The sequence below is a fragment of the Xenorhabdus ehlersii genome (genome assembly GCF_003610465.1).
Taxonomy (GTDB): Bacteria; Pseudomonadota; Gammaproteobacteria; order Enterobacterales; family Enterobacteriaceae; genus Xenorhabdus; species Xenorhabdus ehlersii.
In genome coordinates this window covers 617,503-635,791 of sequence record NZ_RAQI01000002.1, presented here as the reverse complement: position 1 = coordinate 635,791, position 18,289 = coordinate 617,503, and the positions used below count along the sequence as shown (strand labels likewise).

Annotated in this window: 19 protein-coding genes and 1 pseudogene; 11 read left to right on the top strand and 9 right to left on the bottom strand. The window is 39.2% G+C overall.

Features of this window, described 5'->3' with window-relative positions; translation table 11 throughout:
* Positions 1-641 precede the first annotated feature (641 nt).
* A pseudogene (locus BDE27_RS20400) lies at positions 642-1,542 on the top strand (IS982 family transposase).
* Positions 1,543-1,810: 268 nt separating this feature from the next.
* Here BDE27_RS20400 and BDE27_RS08880 read toward each other — a convergent pair.
* The 7 genes from BDE27_RS08880 to BDE27_RS08840 form a co-directional block, all read right to left on the bottom strand.
* Complete coding sequence (locus tag BDE27_RS08880) at positions 1,811-2,095, bottom strand: hypothetical protein (RefSeq protein ID WP_099131285.1); 285 nt, start codon at positions 2,093-2,095, stop codon at positions 1,811-1,813.
* 1,294 nt (positions 2,096-3,389) lie between these two features.
* Positions 3,390-3,572: a hypothetical protein gene (locus BDE27_RS08875; protein ID WP_099131284.1), complete on the bottom strand. Its 183-nt coding sequence runs from the start codon at positions 3,570-3,572 to the stop codon at positions 3,390-3,392.
* Positions 3,573-3,620: 48 nt separating this feature from the next.
* Positions 3,621-3,785 carry a hypothetical protein gene (locus tag BDE27_RS19435; protein ID WP_167450569.1) on the bottom strand — a complete coding sequence of 55 codons (165 nt, stop codon included), beginning with the start codon at positions 3,783-3,785 and terminating at the stop codon, positions 3,621-3,623.
* A gap of 18 nt (positions 3,786-3,803) precedes the next feature.
* On the bottom strand, positions 3,804-3,968 hold the full coding sequence (locus BDE27_RS19430) for a hypothetical protein (RefSeq protein WP_167450568.1): 165 nt from the start codon (positions 3,966-3,968) through the stop codon (positions 3,804-3,806).
* A gap of 319 nt (positions 3,969-4,287) precedes the next feature.
* The gene (locus tag BDE27_RS08870; protein ID WP_099131283.1) at positions 4,288-4,650 is read right to left on the bottom strand and encodes a LecA/PA-IL family lectin; all 363 of its coding nucleotides are present in this window, start codon (positions 4,648-4,650) and stop codon (positions 4,288-4,290) included.
* Between the two features lie 51 nt (positions 4,651-4,701).
* Entirely contained in the window at positions 4,702-6,045 is a 1,344-nt protein-coding gene (locus BDE27_RS08865) for a phage tail fiber protein (RefSeq protein WP_187652064.1), read from the bottom strand.
* 1,901 nt (positions 6,046-7,946) lie between these two features.
* Entirely contained in the window at positions 7,947-8,252 is a 306-nt protein-coding gene (locus tag BDE27_RS08840; protein WP_099131278.1) for a hypothetical protein, read from the bottom strand.
* A 441-nt stretch (positions 8,253-8,693) separates the two neighbouring features.
* On the opposite strand from BDE27_RS08840, the gene cml reads away from it, so the two are divergent.
* Positions 8,694-9,908 (top strand): CmlA/FloR family chloramphenicol efflux MFS transporter, encoded by a 1,215-nt coding sequence (gene cml / locus BDE27_RS08835; protein ID WP_099131277.1) that lies wholly within the window; start codon positions 8,694-8,696, stop codon positions 9,906-9,908.
* A 185-nt stretch (positions 9,909-10,093) separates the two neighbouring features.
* Here the strand turns inward: cml and nqrE are convergent, their stop codons facing one another.
* Positions 10,094-10,693, bottom strand: a complete 600-nt coding sequence (gene nqrE / locus BDE27_RS08830) for an NADH:ubiquinone reductase (Na(+)-transporting) subunit E (protein WP_099131276.1) — start codon at positions 10,691-10,693, stop codon at positions 10,094-10,096.
* A 91-nt stretch (positions 10,694-10,784) separates the two neighbouring features.
* Between nqrE and BDE27_RS08825 the strand changes: the two genes are divergently transcribed.
* Positions 10,785-11,003, top strand: a complete 219-nt coding sequence (locus tag BDE27_RS08825) for a hypothetical protein (protein WP_074019599.1) — start codon at positions 10,785-10,787, stop codon at positions 11,001-11,003.
* 225 nt (positions 11,004-11,228) lie between these two features.
* Here the strand turns inward: BDE27_RS08825 and BDE27_RS08820 are convergent, their stop codons facing one another.
* Complete coding sequence (locus tag BDE27_RS08820) at positions 11,229-11,942, bottom strand: LexA family protein (RefSeq protein ID WP_099131275.1); 714 nt, start codon at positions 11,940-11,942, stop codon at positions 11,229-11,231.
* A gap of 97 nt (positions 11,943-12,039) precedes the next feature.
* Here BDE27_RS08820 and BDE27_RS08815 point away from each other — a divergent pair, with 97 nt between their 5' ends.
* From BDE27_RS08815 to lldD, 8 genes are all read left to right on the top strand, one after another.
* Positions 12,040-12,237 carry a Cro/CI family transcriptional regulator gene (locus BDE27_RS08815; protein ID WP_047771141.1) on the top strand — a complete coding sequence of 66 codons (198 nt, stop codon included), beginning with the start codon at positions 12,040-12,042 and terminating at the stop codon, positions 12,235-12,237.
* A 110-nt stretch (positions 12,238-12,347) separates the two neighbouring features.
* On the top strand, positions 12,348-12,800 hold the full coding sequence (locus BDE27_RS08810; RefSeq protein WP_099131467.1) for a DUF2335 domain-containing protein: 453 nt from the start codon (positions 12,348-12,350) through the stop codon (positions 12,798-12,800).
* Entirely contained in the window at positions 12,790-13,311 is a 522-nt protein-coding gene (locus BDE27_RS08805) for an NADAR domain-containing protein (protein WP_099131274.1), read from the top strand. The genes BDE27_RS08810 and BDE27_RS08805 overlap by 11 nt, the downstream gene beginning before the upstream one ends.
* A gap of 318 nt (positions 13,312-13,629) precedes the next feature.
* Entirely contained in the window at positions 13,630-14,385 is a 756-nt protein-coding gene (locus BDE27_RS08800; RefSeq protein WP_099131273.1) for a thioesterase II family protein, read from the top strand.
* A gap of 93 nt (positions 14,386-14,478) precedes the next feature.
* Complete coding sequence (locus BDE27_RS08795; RefSeq protein WP_099131272.1) at positions 14,479-15,306, top strand: alpha/beta fold hydrolase; 828 nt, start codon at positions 14,479-14,481, stop codon at positions 15,304-15,306.
* Between the two features lie 117 nt (positions 15,307-15,423).
* A complete protein-coding gene (locus BDE27_RS08790; protein ID WP_244208736.1) occupies positions 15,424-16,026 on the top strand; it encodes an RBBP9/YdeN family alpha/beta hydrolase in 603 nt (200 codons plus the stop codon).
* 235 nt (positions 16,027-16,261) lie between these two features.
* Positions 16,262-17,032, top strand: coding sequence for a polysaccharide lyase (locus BDE27_RS08785; RefSeq protein WP_099131271.1), 771 nt, complete (start codon positions 16,262-16,264; stop codon positions 17,030-17,032).
* 77 nt (positions 17,033-17,109) lie between these two features.
* Complete coding sequence (lldD, locus tag BDE27_RS08780; protein ID WP_099131270.1) at positions 17,110-18,252, top strand: FMN-dependent L-lactate dehydrogenase LldD; 1,143 nt, start codon at positions 17,110-17,112, stop codon at positions 18,250-18,252.
* The last annotated feature ends 37 nt before the right edge of the window (positions 18,253-18,289 follow it).

Sequence of the window (18,289 nt, the reverse complement as noted above, 5' to 3'; positions counted from 1 at the left end):
GATTCCCCATTACTGGGTATTATATTCACCACCATCTCGGCATTGTTAAGTTTAAGTTTTATTCATATTCGCTTTATTTAAGCGATATATTTTCGGCAGTGGTTCTGACACCAATCGCAATAATATTTTTTTATTTCATTCTTGTCAAAAATATACAATGAACTATTGGCGGGATAAAATATTAACTAACGCACAATTCACTCTATTTAATTGCTAATGTGATACCGTAATGGGCGTATTGAGCTGATTTTTCTGGTAATGGAGGTGCAATATTCTGTTAAATTTTGATATCTCCCTGTTTAATTATTGTCTGGTTTCTGTTGTTATTAATTGAGTGAGTGGGTAGTGACATCAATTTATTGAATCCAAGTATAGTATGCCTATTTGGAAAATATTCAGACGGCAAAGATTGATGTTACTGGGTCACGTATTCAATCCGTTGATGGTGGAATATAATTCCCTCTTTTCGGAGAAATTAAATGGCAACAGTTGAAGTGAAATGTCGATTTGGAATGTCAAATGGTGATGTAATTTGTTGTTATATAACGCGATGCTCGACTTTTATGGTGAGTTGAAATGACATAGCCGCTCCTTTATAACTTTAAGTTGACAAACAAAGAGAAATAAAGGAACAAAAGGCTATGTCACAACAAGATTTTATCATTTGGGTGTTTTGTTGGGTAGAGGATAATTTAACGGAGTTACAGCAAGGCACACGATTGAGAAGCCGGGGGAGCCCACCCAAGTTGGGTGACGCAGAAGTCATCACGATAGAGGTTATTGGTGAATACTTGGGTTTTTCAACAGATAAAGGGATTTGGACGTATTTTTGTCACCACTGGCGTGAGTGGTTTCCAGGACTCGGTTCACGAGCCAATTTTGCCAAACAAGCCTCGAACCTTTGGGTTATAAAACAAAAATTGCAGGAAAAGCTAGCGATATTATTGGGCGCCCTCGACAGGCCGGTACATATTATCGACGGATTTCCGCTGCCAGTCTGTGGGTTCAAAAGAGCTAAAGGGAGCGCCAACTTTAAAGGGCAAGCCGATTACGGGTACTGTGCCGCCAAGAACGAAACTTACTACGGATTTAAAGGGCATCTGATGATAGATGAAACCGGTGTGTTAACAGGGATCACGTTGACTCCCGCCAGTGTCAGTGAGCGTGAAGCCGCCTGGGATTTGGCCGCCCCCGATAAAAGGGTATCTGCTCGGTGATAAAGGCTATTTAGGCATTGAGTTTAAACTGGAAATGAAGAAACAGGGCATTGAGATGATTACCCCGATGCGTACCAATATGGATGATCCTCTTCCCAAGGAAACGAGAAGAATGATTAACGCCAAACGCCGTTTAATTGAAACCGTGATTGGTCAACTCGCCGGACAATTTGCTATCGAGAAGTGCTGGGCACGGGATTTGTGGCATTTGAGTAATCGAATTGCTAGAAAACTTCTTTCTCACACGTTGGGTATTTTTGCCAATTTTAAACAAGGTAAAAGTCAACGCGACTGGCTTCAACAAGCCAACGTTATAAGATGTTAAAGTCGAGCATCGCGTTGTTATATAGTGATTTTATTTATCTATTAATGAGGTGGTATAGCCTAACGTATAGCAATAGCCGTTATCCAAGCCGCGCTATTCATTAATTTCAAATATATCCAGTGATAACCTGATATTCCATTATCAATAAAGCAGAGTCAGCACACTAAACGTCCTGAGCTAATGACTGACGACGAATTTCGTCGAGATTAAGTAGGTTAGTACGTTTAACGTTCTAAGCTATGGAGGTTGCGACGTTTTGCGTCGGAACCTATTGAGCGATAGAACTGACAGCCAACTGATAGCCCTGCCAGTAAGAAGATTTCCCCATAACAGTGATCACCTGACCTTTCCGCAATAGCATCACCGATAGCGCCATCTCATCAAAGCCAACGACACGCAGCGGATAATCACTGCGCTTCTCGCTCTGTACCTGCATAGTAGCAACTACCATCACTTTATCTGTCTGGCATTTGATGCGCTTGGGGGCAACGGTTATCTTCCCTGTGACTGTGGCGACTATCGATGATGCGTTCTTTTGCTTTCTTCGTGCCATTTTCCACCGTCTATAGATGAACTGGTTTTTCAACCATGATAATAATCAATAAGTTAAATCACTGCGAACGTAATACGTATGGAGTCAGTTACATTCAGCAAAAGGTATCATCGAAATGGTGATACCCACTTTAAAGATGGTCACGATTTTGACCATGTTGTTTTATAGGGCTTTTTATGGACGGCTTACTCAAGCCCTCCTGCGTTGTGATTTCCACAATAGAGATTTAGCCAATTTATTCGAAAATCACGCTCTAACGAAAAAAACGCGAAATAACTGTACCACTTGGAGTATTTTACTTTTATATCAATCAATTAAGGTGGTGCGGATACGAAAAATAACTGCGCCATATCTGTACCACCGCTCACGGAAGCAATGACCTGTGGCAACCGTGGTGATTTCCACCCTAGTTGCTTAACTCATTGATTTCTCCGAGGCCGTCACTTTGACTACCCGAGACATCTCTTCCGTAAATTCGTCTTTATTCCAACCGTTGGGGAAATCCCAACGGTTACTTTATGTGCTGGAAAAAACGACTTAACCCTTTGTTTCTAGCTCACTCTTTTGGGCACACCTCTTATTGAGTTGTGCAAGTTTTGTGAGTCAGTATTACTGCCGCGCAAATTTTGCAAGTAACTATCAGTTACGCTCAAAGTCCGATTATCGGATATTGGGTTTTGCATACCGATATTATCGATGCTCAAAATTTAATCAGATCCCAAGTTCGGGATCTGATTAAATATCAATTGGTTAGATGCTATTTTAGCCATAAAATCACCAGGCTGATTTTATCGAGGGGCCAAACTGACCCGAAATAATCGGGGCAGTGCTTGCCTCGAACACTGTTGATGGTATTTTGCGCTCTCCGATTTTGAAGCACTCAAAATATAAGCAAATGCCAAATCTGGCGTTTGATTGAATCTCAATGGGTTATCACCTAAGCCCGAATTCGGACTTTGCTCTACCGTCAGATTCGTCGGTAGCCATTAAGTTATATACGGGAAGATCACGCATGTACTAAAGTAAAAGGTGTTTCGGAAATCGAAATACCCAAGGTGGGATAGCCCATCTTGAGATGATCTGGTTTTTTCTTCATGATTAAAATCAAATAGATGCATTAATGTTAACCGTAACCTATTGATTGTTAATAACTCTGTCTCTGTGCCGGAAATTAGTAAAATTAATGGGTTACGCTAAATGGGATTTGAAAGCCTTTTTAACCGATTGATATTCCACAATTCCCGCTCAGAACCGGAATTCCTGCACCGTGCGGGAATTTGGTTAAATCAATGAGTTACCTAAATTCCGCCGATGAGAATAGCTTAATCTCTGGGTTGGGTTTTACCAGCACATTCGCTTTTATGCTGTATGACTGGCTTAAATCGTTAAACTTGGTTTCTGCGGGAAGCCCATCCATCAGATACAACAAGCAATCTTTACCATAGGGCATAACTTGTAGCATATCCGTTAGCATCATTGGTCCTCAGACTGTAGTTGAAGGCTTCCAGATTCTTGTCTTCATCGTCTAATAGTTCCCAGCCTGAACAGATAGCTTCCATCTTGCGTGTGGTGTATTGACTGAGGTGGCGATAACCCGTGCTGACAATTGACTAAAGTTGTATTGTTGGTCTTTGTTCTGTTTGTGAGCTGCTTTGCGTTTGAAGCGACCTAATCCCAGTATCTCGGACATCGTTTAATTTGCCATTTGTTATTTTCCTGTTTGCAATAAAGCCTTGTCTACTAGCTTGCGAGCCACTTCGTGAAGCGTGGGTTTAATACCCAGTTCTGAACGGCTGTACTCGTCCCGCTGTATCTGGCGTAGGGCATCCATCTGCTGACGAGTCAGTAAGATGGCTTTGTTATCGATTTTCATACTTACACCTCAATCGCTGATAATTTATACAGTCATATTGTTGCAATATATGCAGCAAATAAAATTAATGATGCAAAATAAGAAACAATAAGATTCACTATAAATTAACGACAGCAGGAAGCGGCAATATCATGAAATACCGCCGTTTGGTGAGGCTTGATGTTAGACGTCCTAGACGTCCGTGTCCAGATGCCGAAAAATTCAGTGTGGAATGTGAAGCAGAAGGTGGTGGAGGTTGCCACTGATCTTGATCATACTGAATTGGTGGAGTAAGGGAATGATTAACCCGCAAAAAATTGCGGGTTATCTTTAAGATTATTTATTTGATTTCCTGAAGAGGATAATAACGTGACTCTATTTTAACGTTGACATCAAAGCCACCAGAATTATCTTCATAAGCGCTATCTAAAAATATAAGGGTTAACTCACCATCTGTGGGAACTGTCCTGTGGAGAACTCCATTGCCAATCTCATAGGTGTTGTCGCCAATCTTTGCGACTAAAGCCCCTCCGGGAGGGCGAGGAGGTACGCCTTGAGGGGCAGACCAAGGGTTTGTATTATCAAGAGTGTACCGAACCCATCCCGAAGCAGTAATAGAGATCACGTCACCTTTTTTGAGTACAAGTCCCGTGGGTTGACCTTGTTGAAGTTTTCCAGAAACAGTTCCAGTCCAATCATACATAGCATTACCTCGAATTATATTTTGAAAGCGGAAGAAGAATTAAAATTGTAGTTATTTAGTGTCCGGCATTTGCACCCGGACAGAAATAAATCTGCCATCGGGAATATCGATTAAATCACCGTCTGAGTAACCTTCCCGTATATTTCTGGCGAAAATGGGAGCGTCTGAATGTTCGCGGTGGTAGGTCATTAATTTGATAGAGCCATCGGGTAGGGTTTCGTGATTTACCCAAACTAGTGGTAATTTGTTCAGGCAAAGTGGTATCTCTATATTGCTCCATATATCTCTGGTATTAAAACCGGAAACACCTTTAATATGGTAAATACCCTTGGAGACTCGTTCAGCAGTTGCACCTTCAGAGCCACCATTTTTTTTCAGCGAACCATCAGAAAATAGATTGATTACCGGGGTAATGTTTTTCACAAATCCGCTAGCATCAATATAATGCTGAGAGGTTGACATAATGGTACCAAATCCTTTTGGTAGGGCTTGAACAGATTCGTTTTTATTTCCTGCTGCATTTCTGTCTAGAAAGTAAAGCAAAGTCTTTTCATCATTAGGGAGCCCTTCTATCCTCCAAAATGTTCCATTGGGTCGGAACATATTTATACCTCCCCTTGGTATGTTTGGATTTACGCCTATCCCCCACGGATCTACTGTGAATGCACGTCGAGTGTTAATGTCTACTGCATATCCTAAAGTATCAGAGCTACCACCTCGTACAATACCTGTTTGAATATCATTGCAGTACCAACCATAATTAGTGAAGGCTACAAGCTTATTAGCTTCTTGATGAGGCGCAGATACGATCTTTACAGGGTTCGCTTCTTTCGGTGTTGTTTCTATTTGTTGAAATTGGAAAGAGCCTGGATAAACTCCACCATTTTCGGATACTGCGCCTATGTTACTAATAAATTCTTGTTTATTAGGAATATCAGCCCCATTCTGATTTTTAGCTAGCCTACTTTCGGCATTGGTATTGGCATTGATAGCATTCTGATTTGCGGTGGTTGCTAATGTGTTCACTTCACTGATATGAGAGTCAGTTTCTGCTTTAGTGTAAGTTCCGACATCCTCTGCGTTCAGAGTGATATCAGCAGATAGGGCATGACCATTAACTTTACGCCCAATTGGAACACGGTCACCGGCATTATTGTTTGCAGTATTGGCTAGGTCATATGCTGCTTTCACTGCTTTGGGTGTTGCAGCCATCGTTTCGCTATCACTGCCAGTATCATTACTCAGGACAACAAAACCTTTATCCTGTAATGTTGCATTTGGATGGTTACGGCTTTGGGCGTGCTCATTTATCGCTTCTTTGACATATTCCGGTGTTGTAACAATCACGAGATTGCCATCTTCTGAGACAGGTACATCAGGCTTCTTATCTTGCATAATTATTCCCTCATCTAATCAACAATACACATTGCTAAATAACATGAAGGCGGTGGGAGACTTCTCCGCCGGTGAACATCAACAAAAGGGTTCATCAATACGGGAAAATACGGCTTGACTAATATTTGATAGGTAGCATGTTTTGTTGGCAGGATGACATAAAATGACAGGTAGAGAATTAATAGAGTTTGTCAGAAGACTGATGAAAATTAATACTTCAGAGAGCCTGCTTAGATTATTAAATCATCAATAAAGAAGCTCCCATAACGGAACAAAATCAAGTGGTTAGAACGGGCCGCTCAACACCTATATCATAGTTAAATCAATATATTAGGTGTGATTTGATATGTTTCGGTCAACATACTGTTTGGGATTAGAGAACGTCCCTTCATGCTATATAAATCAGGTGGTTAATATGATTCTTAGTAGGAAAGAGAACACCCCATGAAAGATGAATTCGAATCGTGCGATGATTTCGATGGATTTTAATTCCAACCGGCAAACCATCTCTACAAGCTCAAATATCCGGTAATTCCGTTTAGTTCAAACTTACTCGTTATTACTTCGGTACTTTTTACGTAATCTGAACCCAAGAGTGACAAAATAAATGGCTAGTAAACTTTCAAATGAGTTATATAGCCAGTCCACTTCAATTTCAGATGTCATCCACTTTAAAATTGATAGCGCGAGTAAAAATATCCCACCAAAGATGAATGCTCGAGGTGTCTTATCTCCGAGTGGTAATTTTTTAAATTGTGACATATTAAATCCTTATAATATTTACTGATGGTTATTTGACATGAGTTTCACATATTTGGTTATTCCGAACAACTGAATACTGTAGTTATAAATGCTTCGGTAGTGTGAGATAGTCAGACTGAACTAAATCAGCCAATCTATTCAAAGCTGCTTAATGCGGCTTTTTTCACGTAAAACCACCTTTAATACCTTGATATTACTTATCTTCTGCATGATGCAGGTTTAGTGCTATATCATCGTTCCGCTTGAAACGGAGGCAATGGAAACGAACACAGGGGCTACCCTCTTTAAGAGATATGGTTAAAAATAGCTCAGCATATTTAAAGTACCGATCTGTTATCGATATGCTTACTTTGGCCTGTCCATCAGCCAAATTTTCGCCCAATGAACCCGCTAAAAGAGAAAGCTGATTTTCCCGATTTGAAATCGGAGAAAACATTGCCACTTCTGAATAAGCGACTATGAAATGCAAGTGTAGATGAACATGCCTACCATGTAATATAGCTATTTTTTGTTCACCAATTAGAATTTGCTTAAAGCATTATTCACATAAAAAACCATCTTTATCAATTTCAGTATAAACATTGAGAATCAGGAATAACTAGTCATCTTTGCAAATAGAAACTCTCTCGCTCAGTGAGTAATCACCTGCAAACTGATTAATATCTATACGCGGGATAGACTCATCGAAATGACGATCAACACCGCGAAACTCCGCACTATATATCATAGATACATTCTGTAATTAGTAAGAGAAAAAACTTCATGATACTAACTTGATAGATAAACACTATTGGTCTTTAAAAGTCACCTATTTTTATTGTTTATCCTGGCTTTCAGGAACCGCCAAATTTCAGGGAAGCAGGGGATTACTGCCAGAACAAAAAAGAACAGAGTTAATTTGAATTCGTGTGCAACAAACAAGCCAATGAGAGCGAATAACCCAAACATTGTTGACGTCATCCATCTGATATCATTAAAAATATCCTTTATCATCCAGATAAGAGCCCGCTTAATCCATTGCAGAAACATCAATATCGTCCTTGTTCGCTGTGGTAGTCAGATTATATGTAATACATCCTGGGTACTGACGCACTTTTATCTCCAACTGCTGAAATATTTCTATGGTTGACTTGTGGCGATTATTTGTCCGGGTAAGCAAGCCTATTGCAATTAGACTCGTTATAGCTCTGAAGCAAAAGTTTACGCGATTCGCTATCTGCTCGTAAATTTCCCGCTTCATCTCGAAAAATAGTAGCTTTATTTACTTGATTAAGTGTTGTGTACATCATTCCTAGCGAAAATTCTGGAGAAGATGAAAAAAGAGTGGTTAGCAATACCATCGGAATCTTTGATCCAAATTCTTCAGGTATGTTTCCATTAGGAAGTTGATGGGATTTTATTTCTTTAATGAGTGGGATACCTAAATCTGTTCCTTTATTGACCAATGCTTTGAATTCATCATCTTTTTGTAGCCACTCTGCGTAGAATGCACAATTAAAAATATTAACGAGCGCTTTAATCGTGGCGGCGGTGTGCAGGTGTACTCATGGTTAATCAACTCTTATGATGGAATGATGGGGCATTATTATTGCACGAAATTTCTCATGACGACACCATCTAGTTATCCATCTGAAGATGAACTATTATCTATAAAGCACCACCCGTCTATAAAGTACCACCCATAATTTAAGGCTCTTTGCATCTCAGCATGAGATCTTACGATACGAATTCACTACAGGATAACCTATATATGAGTACCCTTAATAAGCACAAAACAGATAAATAAGCCGCAGCAACCACAGTTTTTTTCGGTTGTTGCGGCGTTCTCAAGAAGCACTTAATTCTATGAGCACGCCGCCAAATCCTTAACTTTAGGAGATGGATTCGTGCAATCAAAAGATTTTTTCTGGCAATATTCTCTTACCGCCACAGTATTACTGTTATCACCATTCAATTTACTGGCATCACTGGCTATGGATATGTATCTGCCCGTAATGCCTTTCATCGCTGATGCACTTAGTGCCGGAATAGGAACGATCCAGCTAACGCTGACTGCATATATGATCCTGTTAGGAGTCGGCCAGCTTCTATTTGGCCCTCTATCAGATCGGTTTGGCCGCCGTCCTGTTTTGCTTAGCGGTGGAATTGCTTATACGGTTGCTTCATTCGGCCTTGCCATTACTTCATCCCCCGAAGTTTTTTTGGGTCTTCGCATTATTCAAGCCTGTGGGGCTTCAGCATGTCTCGTAGCCATGTTCGCGGCTGTACGCGATATCTATTCGGGCCGTAAAGAAATCAACGTGATCTATGGCTTGCTCGGCTCTATGCTTGCCATGGTTCCAGCAGTAGCTCCTTTGCTCGGAACACTGATTGACATTTGGTTGGGGTGGCGCGCAATCTTTGGTTTATTAGGATGTGCGATGGCAGTTACGGTTATTGTGGTCTGGAAATTCTGTCCAGAAACTCGGCGGCAATGGACGGTAGACTTACCGTGGTCACAATTACTTCTTCCTGTAAAACGTCTGAATTTCTGGATGTACACACTCTGTTACAGTGCAGGCTTGGGGAGCTTCTTCGTCTTCTTTTCAACTGCCCCTTGGGTAATGATGAGCCGACAAGGATTATCACAAATTACTTTCAGTTTGCTATTTGCAACTGTGGCTATCGCAATGATGATGACTGCGCAAAGTGTGGGTAGTTTGATTACCCGATGGGGAACCCTAAATACGTTGCGGGTGGGAATGTTTTGCCTGATGACAGGAGCGTTGTTGCTATCTGTTGGCGAAACGCTCATACCTGAGTCGGTAATTGGCTTCATCGTCCCAATGTGGCTTGTCGCTGTCGGGATCTCTATGGCGATTTCAGTAGCACCTAATGGCGCACTACAAGGTTTTGATCATATGGCCGGAACTGCAACAGCATTCTATTCCTGTCTGGGAGGGTTATTGTTGGGAATAGGTGGAACACTCACCATTACAATTTTATCCAATGCTACTACCTGGCCGATTATCGCTTACTGCCTGCTTCTGGCAACAGTAGTACTTTGTCTGTCCTGCTTTATTAGCAATGGGGAGCAAAAACAAACAGATCAAAGTTATTAAGTGAATGGTTTACGAATACTGCTATACGGATTATTTCATTTTGAGGATTTGTGCTGTGTTGTCCGGTAAAGTACGATGAATCTAATTTTATTATTACAGTTCACGAAAGGGCTGTATTGTATTTACTATTTAAGCCTCGCGTTTGCGGGGCTTTTTTGCTTTTCTCAGTTAATTTATTGATTTTATTAAATCGATATCCCAGAGAATGACATAAATCCAAGTGACATAAGGCCGACAGTGATAAAAGTAATTCCTAATCCCTTTAATCCTTTGGGTATATTTGAATATTTCATTTTTTCTCGTAGTCCGGCCAGGGCAATAATCGCTAGCATCCAGCCAATGCCACAACCTGCGCCATAAGTAATAGATTCAGCAAAATTATAGTTTCGCTCAACCATAAATATAGTGGCGCCAAAAATCGCACAGTGGATAGTGAGCAATGGCAAGAAAATTCCTAGTGAGTGATAAAGGGAGGGAATAAACTTATCTAGAAACATCTCCAAAATTTGGACAAGAGCAGATAAAACACCAATAAAGGTTATAAAACTAAGAAATGATAAATTTATTCCTTCAATGATCGTATTCTCTTTGAGTATGTAATTATAAATTAAGTTATTGATTTGATTGGATAATATAAGCAATACTGTGACTGTTATACCCAGTTTGAATGCAGTTTTAACCTCTTTAGAAACAGCTAAAAAAGTACACATTCCAAGGAAGAAACTTAGGGCCATATTCTCAATAAAAGCTGCTTTAATGAGTATATTTAAGTGATTTTCAATCATAATTTCCTCCTATGTATGATAATCTTTCTATAGTCTAAATAAAACAGTAAATTACTTAAAGCTATCTTTTAAAAAAATGGGAGGTAGATTTATGAGTATGAACTTGGAAGAGAGAGTTTTATTAGCGCTTGATGAGCATTATCCTGATTTACGTTATAAAATTGATCATTATGATGTTGAAGTGACTCAAGCGAATTGCAGCATAAGAATGTGGATTAAAGGCGAAGTTTTGCCAAGATATGTCATATTTGATAGGGACATTGATACTGACAATTTGTACCTGACACACGGAATCAGTAATGAAATCTAGCAAAAATGTTGGTGCTTGTTTTTACAACTAGTAGTAAACTCCGGTTTTACCACTCGATCGGGGTCGAATAACACTCTATAGCTTGTTAAATCAATATATTAGATTGATTTTATAACAAAAAATAGATAGTACCCCGATCATTGCTGATAATGCTGTTTTCATAACTGCTAATGTCATTTGATAACGAGTAAGTCTAGTTAATCATTCTCAGACAACTTACTATTTTTAAGGTAATTTCCCAATCCTCGCTTCCACAACTACTCCAATAATATGTACTTGATTGCTAAGGGGAATCATATTGTATTGGGGATTTAATGGCTTTAAAAACGTATCATATCCTTCTGTAATCAGTTGTTTGAAAGTCAGTTCTTTTTCTCCATCGAGTTTTGCTACGATTAAATTGTTGGGAGTCGGCTTAACTTCTGGATCAACTAAAATAATCATGCCTTGCGGGATGCTTAGCCCATTCGGCGATACCATTGAATCACCTTTTACTTCCAGCCAAAAAGCACGTTGTGAACATTCAACACAGGTTTCATATACCTTTGCTGTGCGGTTTGTTTGGTACTTTGGTGCGGGATCTTCGCACCAATTACCTGCATTTACCCAGTCGAGTAATGGATATTGCTTATGTAGGAGCATATGACTGGCAAATGCAGCATTATCACCATAAAGAACAGAGACAAGTTTTCTTGCTTGTTTATCTAGCGATGGACTGAAATCTGCAATTTTGACTTCCAGTTTTTGGGCAAAATAGGCCGCGATCTCCAAGTTAAGGGCGTTTATCCCGTTGAGATAGTGTGAAATTGCACTTTGTGTCTTGCCAATTTCTTCTGCAAGCGTTTCCTGAGAGATGCCGAGCTGTTTTTTCTTAGACTCAAATAGCTCTTTTAAGCGTGCTGCATCTGCAATTTGTTCTGCTGTAAGTTTCTTTTTCATGGGATCATTTTAATACCAACGCTATTAAAATGATAAATACTAAAAGTATTGAAATATTTAGTACTTTAGATATTATTTTGAGGGAAGGAGAAATCGTATGGAAAAAATCCCATTATCAGAGTATGTAAAGTTGAATGGTCAAGTTAAAGCAGCACGTTTAGTAGGTGTTCATCAAACAGCGATCAGTAAGGCATTGCGTTCAGGCCGGAAAATATTTTTGATTCGTCAAGAAGATGGAACCTACAAAGCTGAAGAGTGCCGCCCGTTCCCTAGCCAAAAGCAAGGTGTATTGTGAATAACGAAGATATCAGAAGTACGATTAATTCATCTCTATTATAGGTTGAACTTAATTATCTCACTGATTTTATTAAAGCGTTTTTTGTGTATATTGCTGGGGGAGAAATCGTGAACTTTAACATTGGTCATTACTTCAGAGCGATAGGGAGCATTCTTGACATTATGCCCGTAAATGATTACCGCAATGCTTTAGATGCTGATTCATCGGATGGATATTTACTCGAAAATAAAGAGATATCTCATTGTCTTGATTCATTTCCATCCCCTGAAGTATTGAAGAGTTATGAAACAATTTTACCAGGTTACGCTGAAAGAGTATTTACTCTCAGAGAAAAAGAGCAGGTTTTTCAACATGAAAAGCAGAATAAGGCGTTGGATGGGGTGATAAACAGGGATAGACGAGGGCAATGGATGGGCTTTTTCATTACCATATTTATTTTAATCATTGCGACAGTTTTTGCTTTTAGAGGAGAAATATTATTTGCGGGTACTTTAATCACTATAGATTTGGTGGGATTGGTTTCTGTATTTGCCATTGGCCGTAAATTGAATATTAAATAATTTCAGAATAATACGAATATATCTTTTTTTCTGGGGGCATAAAACCAATCATTCCAACCACATAACTAAGTCTTGTTTAAGTCAGTGGTATCCAGCTCCATTTATTGTTGATAATATAAAATATGTCAGTGCGGAACATTATATGATGGCAGGTAAAGCCCGTTTGTTTAATGATCACGAAGTGCTGAAAAAAATTATCAATGCTAAAAATCCAGGTGCGGCAAAAGCATATGGGCGTGAAATACGTGGGTTTAACCAGTCGGTTTGGGATGAACATCGGTTAAATATAGTGGTTGAAGGAAACTTAGCGAAGTTTTCTCAAAACAAGTCCTTGGCAGAGTTTTTATTGAATACTGGGGATAAAATATTAGTTGAGGCTAGTCCCGTTGACCGCATTTGGGGGATCGGATTATCAGAAGACACCCTTAACATTAATAACCCTTTGATGTGGGATGGCCTCAACTTACTCGGGTTTGCATTAATGGCTGTGCGCGATAAATTAAAGATATAAACTTAAGTATAGAGCCTGATCTGATAGGCTCTATACTTTTCATTGTAATCATCACGTTATCTATGTCTTAGGCATTTACTGATTTTCTTTTGCTTTGCACGCAACCGCATCAAATCTAACATTGTGAGTTAATTAATAATTATAAGCTAATCAATTTTTTCTGTTATAGAAAAGGAAATAAATAGTTATTATTCTTTCCCTAATGAGTGTTTTTCAAAGTTATTTATATTCAATCGATTTCAAGTTACAGTTGTAAACAACAAAGCAATAGCTTGAAGAATTCATGGGATATCTCTTATCTGCTAAAGGAACTTCATCTTGTCTGATTCAGTTTTATTTTCTGCGATTAAAAGGCCAGAGGCCGGAGCACAACTGTTATTTTTTCATCACGCCGGAGGCTCTTGTTTTTCCTACATTGAGTTGGCTCACAAGTTATCGGAATTTATCGAGGTTTATTGTTTGGAGCTTGCAGGTAGGGGAATGCGTGTTTCAGAGCCTTTTCAGGTGGATGTTGAAACTATTTTGTCTGATATCCTTGCCGCAATAAAGCGTTTAAGGTTAGGAGAGGATAAACCTTTATTACTGTTTGGGCACAGTTTGGGTGCAGAACTGGCTTATCAGGTTGCTCGTAGGCTGGAGAGTGAATTACCAGAAAAGCAACTAGCACTTATTATCTCAGCCCGTGGTTTTACTGATCCCGAAAGGTTTAAAAATAAGCCATGTGAGGAATATTCTGACTCTTATGTTTTGAATATTCTTGAGCAATGTGAAGGAACACCTACAGATATTCTTGCTAACCCAGAATTACGTAATTATGTAATCAAAACAATGAAAAACGATCTCATTTTGTTGGATTCTTTGTCTTTATTACCGAAAGTAAAGTTGAATATCCCAACCTATGTGATAGGAGGAGATCGGGATAATAGAGTTCCTGTTTCTCGTTTGGCGGAATGGTGGCGAGTGTTACCGGCGCCAATAGAGCAACAAATTTTCACAGGAGGGCATTTTTACTTGTTCAATAATTATGCAGTGGTTTCTTGGCTCGAAAAACAAGCGAGAAAACTAGCAGGATAGGCTAAAAATTATAATCTAATAACAAAGCAGCAATTTAGAAAATTCAGGGTATTTTTATATAAAAAATAGACAATACGCTATAACGGAAAAGCAATGATCAGATATCAAGAAAAGAAAATCACTGTTAATGATGCTCAATTTGTGTATCTCCATAATCATGAGAATACTAAAACACCCTTATTGTTTCTGCATGGTGCGTTGGCTGATAGTTATATGTGGCATCAACATATGATCGAATTGGAAGATACAGTGTCACCAATAGCTTTGAGCTTGCGCCACTTTGGAGGTTCTGCAAAAGTGGGTAACTTTGGTATTGAAACTCATGCTAATGATGTTATTGAAGTTATCCGTAAAATAGGCTGTTCTCCGCTACATCTGGTCGCATGGTCTTATGGCGCTGATGTAGCATTATTAGCAGTATTAAAAGCTCCTGAATTGTTTCGTAGTCTTTTTCTTTATGAGCTTGGATATCCCTCTTATTTAACCAAGGATGAATTAGCACTATTTATGGTAGATGCTCAAGCTATGTTTGGCCCTTTATTTGCATTAATAGGAAAAAGAAAACTGACTGAAATGGTGGAAATTCTGATTGATGGTTCAGGAAATCAAAAAGGTTATTTTGCATCACAACCTGAAGCTGTGCGTATGGCTCAATTAGCCCAAGCAGATACGGTAATTAAGCAATTGAATCAGAATGAGAAACCAGATATAAGCGTAAACGTTTTGGGGACGATAAAATTGCCAGTGCATGTTGCTTATGGTGAATACTCTCGTCCATTGTTTCAACTTGTTAGTGTGTCAGCAGCAAGAAACATTCCCAATTGTCAATCGGAAATTATCACAGGGATGACGCATATGTTCCCTATAGAACAGCCAGCCGTTTTTAGCGCAAGGATAAAGAATTTTATTCGGAATGTATGAGTTAAGTGGTAACTAACTTATGATCATGTATTTGATTATTGACTTATCTCAGTTTCAAGCTCTTAATAATTAGATGGTTGACTCCAAATAGATAAATTATTAAATAGGAGAAAATTAGTGATATCAGAAAAAATAAGTGGTCAAGGGAAGTTTTCTGGCAAAAAAATAATTATTGTTCATGGATATACTGCTTCACCTTCATCACATTGGTTCCCTTGGTTAAAAGAGAAACTTACTGAACAGGGTGCGGAGGTTATCATACCCACAATGCCTGATACATCATCTCCTAAACCTGAAGCCTGGGCTAAGATGTTGATGGATATCGTGCCTGAAGTAGACAAAGGCTCGATTTTTGTTGGTCATAGTCTCGGTTGTATTACGCTATTGCGGCATTTAGAATCGATGCGTTCTCGGCATCTTCGTATTGGTGGATATATTTTGGTCTCTGGATTTGACTCTTCTCAAATTACTTTACCAGAATTGGATTCTTTTACTGTTGAACCGTTAGATTATGCTTTCTTGCGTGAGGTAACCGAACACCGTTTTTCACTTATTTCATCTGATGATGAAATTGTTTCTCCGCAATCCTCCCAGATTCTGGCTCATTCTTTGCAAACGGAAGTGATTAATATTGATAATGGTGGACATTTCCTTAATAGGGATGGATTCACTCGTTTGTTACCTATTTATGATATTCTGGAAAACATGCTCTCAAAATGAGTATAGATAAATGGTAGCTTTTAACCCTCCAGTTTATTGTTTTTATTCTGGAGGGAGATATTAAATATAAAAGACTAGTGAGTTATTTTAAATATAGTTTGTCGGCTATAAGGTTTGACTGTCATTTCAAACAGGGACAATATAAAAATATATTTTAGATTGTTTTTTCTGATTTTTCTTATTCTATTTGGAGCTTTATGTGAAAGTATAAATATAATTTACCAAGGAGCTAATTATGGTGCCAATTCATTTTTCTCTTGTATCTAATGATAATTTGATTAATGTAAATTTTGCACACAAGATAGGGCAATACTCTGCTAAAGATTTCAAATCTGATTGGGGGATTTCACCTACATCATCGTCTGGTCTTCGTCAGGGAAGATTAAATATCGTTATTGATCCTCAAGATGATAACAACAAAGTATTAGAGCTCACTTATCTTGCCAATGCTGTTGGTTCTGAGGCCGGTACCTCATTCAACGCACCGATTAATGGTGAGCATGAAGCGTTATGGTTACAGTATAGGGTGATGTTCAGTAAAGAATTTATGTGGGTTAAAGGTGGAAAACTACCAGGATTAGCTGGTGGTGATCATCCGTCAGGTTGTATTGATAATGACAGTTTCGATGGTTTCAGCAGTCGCGTGATGTGGAGAAAAGCTGGTGAGTTATTTGGTTATCTCTATTACTCGGAAAAAAATGAACAATGTGGGGATTACGTTAAATTAAAAATTTTTTTAAAGAAAAATATTTGGTATACCCTGACACAATATGTGAAGCTGAATAGTATCGGTAAACATGATGGTATTTATATCCAATATGTCGATAATCAAGAGGTTTTTAGAACGGATAATCTCAAGTTGAGAAATAAAGATGATGTTTTTATTGATGCAATAAAATGGAGTTCTTTTGTTGGTGGCTCTACGCTGGATTGGGCGCCACCAGTGGAACAATATGCTTATTTTGATGATTTTATTGTTAGTGTAGAAAAACCTTTTAACTTTTAATACGTTGGAGATAAAGGTGATCAAACGAAATGGTATGCCATAAAATGTGTGAATAACTTTACATTAGGATAGATATTATGATTATTTCCGCTTCAACTGATTATCGGGATGCAGCACAAGCTAAGTTACCGCCTTTTCTGTTCCACTATATTGATGGCGGAGCCTACGCAGAACATACCCTTAAATGTAATACCACAGACTTATCCAATATTGAATTACGCCAGCGTGTATTGAAGGATATGTCCGAATTAAGCCTGGAAACCAGCTTATTCGGCGAGAAAATGTCAATGCCGGTGACACTTGGCCCTGTTGGACTGGCAGGAATGTATGCGCGTCGTGGTGAAGTGCAAGCTGCACGTGCCGCAGCCAAAAAGGGGATCTCATTTACTTTGTCGACGGTATCAGTATGTCCGATTGAAGAAGTCGCTCCTGCAATAGATCGCCCAATCTGGTTTCAGCTCTATGTGCTAAAAGATCGTGGTTTTATGCGCAATGTACTGGAAAGGGCACAGTCTGCGGGAGTCAAAAATCTGGTATTTACCGTTGATATGCCAGTACCTGGGGCGCGTTACCGTGATGCACATTCCGGTATGAGTGGCCCGAATGCAACCATGCGTCGTATTTTGCAGGCGATGACTCATCCTCAATGGGCATGGGATGTAGGATTATGGGGTAAGCCACACGATTTGGGCAATATTTCTATGTATCGTGGCAAACCGACTAAATTGGAAGATTATATTGGCTGGTTGGGAAATAATTTTGATCCATCAATCTCATGGAAAGATTTGGAATGGATCCGTGATTTCTGGAAAGGGCCAATGATTATCAAAGGCATCCTTGATCCAGAAGATGCTAAAGATGCTGTCCGTTTTGGGGCTGATGGCATTGTGGTTTCAAATCACGGCGGACGTCAGCTTGATGGTGTTTTATCAACGGCACGCGCCTTACCTGCGATTGTGGATGCAGTCAAAAACGACATTACCATTCTCGCTGATTCTGGTATCCGGACCGGATTGGATGTAGTGAGAATGATTGCTCTGGGCGCGGATAGCGTTTTGCTGGGGCGTGCTTTTGTTTATGCGTTGGCTGCGGCAGGTGAAGCAGGCGTTTCTAACTTGTTGGATCTGATTGAGAAAGAGATGCGGGTAGCGATGACCTTAACCGGAGCGAGATCAATCTCGGAAATTAATTCAGATTTACTGGTGCGTAATCAAAGTTAATGTAGATAGTTGTCATTATTGGTCAGCAGAATTTATT

Excerpts from the sequence above, each read along its gene's own strand:
- BDE27_RS08795 (WP_099131272.1), top strand. The coding sequence starts at position 14,479 with ATGATCAGATATCAAGAAAAGAAAATCACTGTTAATGATGCTCAATTT.
- BDE27_RS08820 (WP_099131275.1), bottom strand. The coding sequence starts at position 11,942 with ATGAAAAAGAAACTTACAGCAGAACAAATTGCAGATGCAGCACGCTTA.
- lldD (WP_099131270.1), top strand. The coding sequence starts at position 17,110 with ATGATTATTTCCGCTTCAACTGATTATCGGGATGCAGCACAAGCTAAG.
- nqrE (WP_099131276.1), bottom strand. The coding sequence starts at position 10,693 with ATGATTGAAAATCACTTAAATATACTCATTAAAGCAGCTTTTATTGAG.
- BDE27_RS08785 (WP_099131271.1), top strand. The coding sequence starts at position 16,262 with ATGGTGCCAATTCATTTTTCTCTTGTATCTAATGATAATTTGATTAAT.
- BDE27_RS08815 (WP_047771141.1), top strand. The coding sequence starts at position 12,040 with ATGGAAAAAATCCCATTATCAGAGTATGTAAAGTTGAATGGTCAAGTT.
- BDE27_RS08865 (WP_187652064.1), bottom strand. The coding sequence starts at position 6,045 with ATGCAAGATAAGAAGCCTGATGTACCTGTCTCAGAAGATGGCAATCTC.
- BDE27_RS19430 (WP_167450568.1), bottom strand. The coding sequence starts at position 3,968 with ATGAAAATCGATAACAAAGCCATCTTACTGACTCGTCAGCAGATGGAT.
- BDE27_RS08870 (WP_099131283.1), bottom strand. The coding sequence starts at position 4,650 with ATGTATGATTGGACTGGAACTGTTTCTGGAAAACTTCAACAAGGTCAA.
- BDE27_RS08825 (WP_074019599.1), top strand. The coding sequence starts at position 10,785 with ATGAGTATGAACTTGGAAGAGAGAGTTTTATTAGCGCTTGATGAGCAT.
- BDE27_RS19435 (WP_167450569.1), bottom strand. The coding sequence starts at position 3,785 with ATGTCCGAGATACTGGGATTAGGTCGCTTCAAACGCAAAGCAGCTCAC.
- BDE27_RS08875 (WP_099131284.1), bottom strand. The coding sequence starts at position 3,572 with ATGATGCTAACGGATATGCTACAAGTTATGCCCTATGGTAAAGATTGC.
- BDE27_RS08880 (WP_099131285.1), bottom strand. The coding sequence starts at position 2,095 with ATGGCACGAAGAAAGCAAAAGAACGCATCATCGATAGTCGCCACAGTC.